2 protein-coding genes are annotated in these 5,865 nt (G+C 46.0%); one reads left to right on the top strand and one right to left on the bottom strand.

What is annotated here, in order from left to right:
- Positions 1-354 precede the first annotated feature (354 nt).
- A complete protein-coding gene (locus QZY09_RS17315; protein ID WP_295674401.1) occupies positions 355-2,253 on the bottom strand; it encodes an ATP-dependent DNA helicase RecQ in 1,899 nt (632 codons plus the stop codon).
- Positions 2,254-2,442: 189 nt separating this feature from the next.
- On the opposite strand from QZY09_RS17315, the gene QZY09_RS17310 reads away from it, so the two are divergent.
- On the top strand, positions 2,443-5,676 hold the full coding sequence (locus QZY09_RS17310; RefSeq protein ID WP_295674399.1) for an amidohydrolase family protein: 3,234 nt from the start codon (positions 2,443-2,445) through the stop codon (positions 5,674-5,676).
- Positions 5,677-5,865 lie beyond the last annotated feature (189 nt).

Genomic DNA, 5,865 nt, shown 5'->3' with positions numbered 1-5,865 from the left:
TATTTTTAAAACGTTACATTAAATTTGTGCTTAATAGATGAACGCCTTGTTTTCGTCGGCAAAGGTGTGGTTTTTATCGGTGAAATTCTTCATAATAGTGTAATAAATACACTAAGTTTACATTTTTTAAAAAACAGAATATAATTCCGTTTAGTTACAAAAACACACTTAACACACCCGTTAAAAAACGATACACAAAATGTAAAGTGCAAATATCGTAAAAGTAAGATATTATATTTTTCGACCTAAAAACAGGAAAAACGGCAATCGCCCAATTTGGCGGGAATTTGAGCGCGTAAAAAGCGAGGGTTGTTTCGGATTTTTTTTGAATACAAGACGATTTGGAGGCACTTTTTAATCACTAATGATGATCTTTTCTCCGGCGAATTTTATTTTCCCGGCATCCAGCAGCAGCCTTATGGCTTCGATCTTTTCTTTCTCGGTGCCGATGTTGGTGGAGGTAACAAGTGAAGACAGGTCATGGGAGTTGGTGCTTAAAATTTGAATCACTTCAGTGGTAATATCATCAAATATTTCTGAGGCGTGTTGCCGGCGCTTTTCATCCAGGCATACATCGCAGATCCCACACTTATCCGCATGTTGTTCATCAAAATAAGCCAACAGCATTTGGCTGCGGCATTTTTTGTGCGTGGCATATGCAAATACAGCTTCCATTTTGTTGCGGTAGGTTATCTTTCGGTCGTCTATTGCTTTTTTGTTGATATAAAGTGCATTGGCCTGCTGCCGGGGTTTTAACCAGGTAACCTGGGGCATATCGGTCTGCGGAAAATAATGTAAAATTTTAAACTCCTGCAATTGCTTTAACCCGCTGATTACCTGCTGTACATTCATGTTGGCCCGCCTGGCAATATCAAATTCTCTCAATCGGACATAATTCTCAAACGAACCGCCATACGACCGCAGTAAGGTTTTAATAAATGGATCCCACCCGGGATTTTGGATTTGAAAATTATACAAGTGCTCATTGCCCACCTCAAACCTGAAACGGGAGGGTAAAAAAACGCTTTCATTAAAGGACAAATATTCATCCATTTCCAAAAACTTGAGCGTCCTGATCGTTTTAACCGGCTCAAGCTTAAAGCGGCTGCAAAAATCGCTTAAGTCCAGGTCGAAACTTACCCCCTCGCCTGCCTGGTAAGCCAGCTGGTAATAATTGGCCAGGTAATGATAGGTTTGTTTAATTTCGGCAACAGACGGGAAATTCATTTCAAACATCTTTTCCTGTTTATACCTGTCTGCCGCATTACACAGCAAAACGGCATAAGCTTTATGCTCGTCACGCCCGGCGCGGCCTGCCTCCTGGTAATAGGCCTCCAGGCTTTCGGGCGGGTCCTTATGGATCACAAAACGAACATCGGGCTTATCGATCCCCATCCCGAAGGCGTTCGTCGCTACAATTATTCTGGTACGGTTGCTTTTCCAGTTTTCCTGTTTTTGCGAGCGCAAGCCGGTTTCAAGCCCGGCATGGTAAAAATCAGCCTTAAAGCCGTTATCATTATAATATTTGGCTATTTCAACTGTCTCCTTACGGCTGCGCACATAAACAATGCCGCTGCCTTTTACACCACGGGCAATGTCAAGCAATTTGCGCAGCTTGTTTTCATCATTTTGAACCACATAACTGATGTTTTTGCGCTCAAAGCTTTTTTGAAAAACAACCTGGTTTTTAAATAACAGTTTTTCCTGTATGTCTTCCCTTACCTCGGACGTTGCTGTGGCTGTTAAGGCGATAACCGGCACAGCCGGATGGAGTTCACGCAGATCAGCAATATGAAGGTATGGCGGCCTGAAATCGTAGCCCCATTGCGAGATACAATGCGCCTCATCAACCGCGATCAGGTTCACCTTCATGTATTTGATCCGTTCGCGCACCAGTTCAGAAAGCAAACGCTCGGGCGACAGGTACAAAAACTTCACCTTATTATAAATACAATTATCCAGCGCGATATCAATCTCGCGCTTGCTCATCCCCGAAACAACCGATACCGCTTCGATCCCTTTGGCCTGCAGGTTTTCTACCTGGTCCTTCATCAGGGCGATTAATGGCGAAACAACGATACAGATCCCCTCTTTTGCCAAAGCGGGCACCTGGAAACAGATAGACTTACCGCCTCCGGTTGGCAATAACGCCAGCGTATCCTTTCCTGCTAACACGGCATGGATGATCTCCTCCTGCATCGGGCGGAAGTGATCGTGGTTCCAATAGTGTTTCAGGATCTGGAGGATAGTCATATTTTATATCGGATATAAGATGTTCGACCCGATAGCTATCGGGTTCGGATTTCAGCAATCGGATTTCCCCAATTATACGTCAATAATTTCAAAAACACAGAAGTTTGAATTTAAAGTTAAATTCAGTTTCTGACTACCAAAGCCGCAAGTCCTATATTATTTTTAACTTCGCGGCGTTAACAACATCATATGAAATCTATCTACGCTGTTCTTATATTTTTGTTTGTTTCCTTTTCTCTTCATGCCCAGAAATGGAACGTCGAAACCCCTCCCGGTACACAAAAAAAAGTCTCCATAACAACTGACGAAGGCACCTGGATGAACCTGGATGTAAGTCCCGACGGCAAAACTATCGCTTTTGATCTTTTGGGTGATATTTACAGTATGCCTGTTACCGGCGGAAAGGCTGCATTGCTCGCCGGCGGCAAAGCCTGGGAGATCCAACCGCGTTTTAGCCCGGATGGAAAGCAAATATCCTATACCAGCGATAAGGATGGCGGGGATAACATCTGGATCATGAACAGCGATGGCAGCGATAAACACGCCGTTACAAAAGAAAGTTTCAGGTTGCTGAACAATGCATCGTGGACGCCGGACGGACAGTTTTTAGTTGCCCGGAAGCATTTTACAGGTACCCGTTCCCTGGGTGCGGGCGAAATGTGGCTATTCCACAAAACCGGTGGCGAAGGCATACAGTTAACCAAACGCAAGAATGACCAGGAGGACGCGGGCGAACCCATCGTTTCGCCGGATGGTAAATATATTTACTGGAGCGAGGATGTTACACCGGGCCCAGACTTTCAATATAATAAAGACCCATACAAAGGCATTTATGCCATACAGCGCCTGAACCGCCAAACCGGCGCTATTGAGATTGTAACCGGCGGCCCGGGCGGCGCCTGCCGGCCCCAAATTTCGGCTGACGGAAAATTGATGGCCTTTGTTAAACGTGTACGTTTAAAATCAGTATTGTACATTCACAATTTGAGTACCGGCGAAGAATGGCCCATATATGACGATCTCTCACACGACCAGCAGGAAACATGGGCCATTTTTGGCGTTTATCCAAACTTTGCCTGGTTGCCCAACAATAATAACATCATTATTTATGCAAAAGGGAAAATATGGAATATCGATGTTAATACAGTTAATGCGGCTCAAATACCTTTTGAGGTAATATCGCAACAAACCATTACTGATGCCTTGCATTACCAGCAAAAAGTTTTCCAGGAAACCTTCCCGGTTAAAATGATCCGCCAGCTGACCACCTCCCCTGACGGGAAATATGTTGCCTTTAATGCGGCGGGTTATATCTACGTTAAAAGCCTACCGGATGGCATTCCTTTCAGGATTACGTATACCAATGAATTCGAATACGATCCTTCCTTTAGCCCGGATGGCAAGTCACTGGTTTATATCGGTTGGTCTGACGAGCTGAAAGCATCTGTAAATAAAATTGAACTTCAAACCTGCCAGATCACCAAACTGACAACCGAAAAAGGCTTTTACTATACGCCAAAATTCAACAATAAGGGCGATAAAGTAGTTTTTCGCAAAGGCGAAGGCAATGAAGTATCCGGCTACGCCTTTGGGAAAGACCCGGGCATTTATATCGTTTCTGCAAACGGCGGTAAGCCAAAAATGATCATCAATAATGGCATCTACCCGCAGTTTTCAACCGATGACAGCCGGCTTTATTACCAAAGTTCCGAAGGTGATAAAAAGGCCTTTAAAATGATGGATACCACCGGCGCCAACCAGCAAACGCTTTATACCTCGAAATATACTACACAGTTTAACCCAAGTCCTGATGGCAAATGGATGGCCTTTACCGAACTGTTCAACTGCTACATTACCCCGATGGTTTATACCGGCAGCCCGCAGGACCTATCGGCAACAAATAAAGCTATACCGTTAAGTAAGCTTACGCGCGACGCCGGAACTTATTTGCACTGGACCAAGGACAGCCAGAAGCTGATGTGGACGCTGGGCCCTAAATATTTCACAAGGGATATCCGTAACGCATTTCCGTTTGTTGAGGGGGCTACTGATAAAACTCCGGCTATCGACACTGCCGGTGCAGATATAGGCCTGACGTTAAAAACCGACGTTCCTGATGGAAAGATCGCCCTTAAAAATGTGCGCATCATCACCATGCGGGGCGACGAGGTGATTGAAAACGGGACCATCCTGGTTAACGGGACGAAGATCACTAAGATTGGCAAAGCAGCTGATATTTTAATCCCGGATGACGCAAAGATCTACGACCTGTCCGGCAAAACCATTATGCCCGGCATCGTAGATGTACATGCCCATTTGCATGCCAGCCCTGATGGTATATCGCCTCAGCAAGACTGGAACTATTATGCTAACCTGGCTTATGGCGTTACTACAGCGCACGACCCCTCCAGCAATACTGAAATGGTATTTTGCCAGGCTGAAATGCTGAAGGCAGGCAATATGGTGGGCCCAAGGGTATACTCAACAGGCACCATCCTTTACGGCGCCGACGGCGACTTCAAGGCAGTGATCAATAGCATTGATGATGCCCGGTCAAACCTGCGCCGGCTAAAGGCTGTGGGCGCATTTTCGGTAAAAAGCTATAACCAGCCCCGGCGAGAGCAGCGCCAGCAGATCATTGAGGCGGCCCGCGAGTTACAGATGGAAGTTGTTCCGGAAGGCGGCTCGACATTCTTTACCAATATGAATATGATCCTGGACGGGCATACCGGCATCGAACACAACATCCCTGTTTGGCCGGTTTATAAAGACGTTAAATCCCTTTGGAATGCCAGCAAGACGGGTTATACACCCACTCTGATCGTATCTTATGGCACGCAGTTTGGCGAGAATTTTTGGTACGACCGCACCGAGGTTTGGAAAAACGAGCGCCTGCTCACCTATACCCCGCAATCCATTATCGATGCCCGCTCAAGGCGGAGGATGACCAGCGAATACGGTGACTATGGCCATATCGAAGTATCCAAATACGTAAAGCAGATAGCAGATGGCGGCACTAAGGTTAATTTAGGCTCGCACGGGCAGATCCAGGGCATTGGCGCGCATTGGGAACTGTGGATGCTGGTACAGGGCGGAATGACGCCGATGCAGGCCCTGCGCTGTGCTACCATGAATGGCGCGGCCTACCTCGGTATGGATAAGGAGATCGGCTCGTTGGAACTTGGCAAACTGGCCGACCTGGTAGTTTTGGATGATAACCCGCTCGACAATATCCGCAACAGCGATAAAATTAAATATGTAATGGTTAACGGCAGGCTGTATGATGCCAGCTCGATGAACGAGATCGGCAACCGCGAAAAAGTCAGGCAACCCTTCTGGTGGCAGCAAAACCGAGGCCAGATCAGCAGCCAGCCCCTCGGCAATACCGAAACTTATTTGTTTACAGCACAGGATGGAGACTGAGTTTTAATTTCGGAATTATCCTGCCAGCCGTAGGATGGGAATTTCGATTTCGGAATGGGCAATAAGCAAAAATTCGCCTACTGGTGTTCCATGGAACGGTGGAACAGGTGTCTCGTCCTGAAAAAAGTTTACACTTTTAATGATTAATCCTGATATAAGTTTACACTTAATTTTAATCCTGTAATAGCT

It is taken from the genome of uncultured Mucilaginibacter sp. (assembly GCF_903913935.1).
Lineage (GTDB): Bacteria > Bacteroidota > Bacteroidia > Sphingobacteriales > Sphingobacteriaceae > Mucilaginibacter.
Note: the sequence above shows the minus strand (reverse complement) of the source record. Positions and strands in the feature narration are given on the sequence as shown.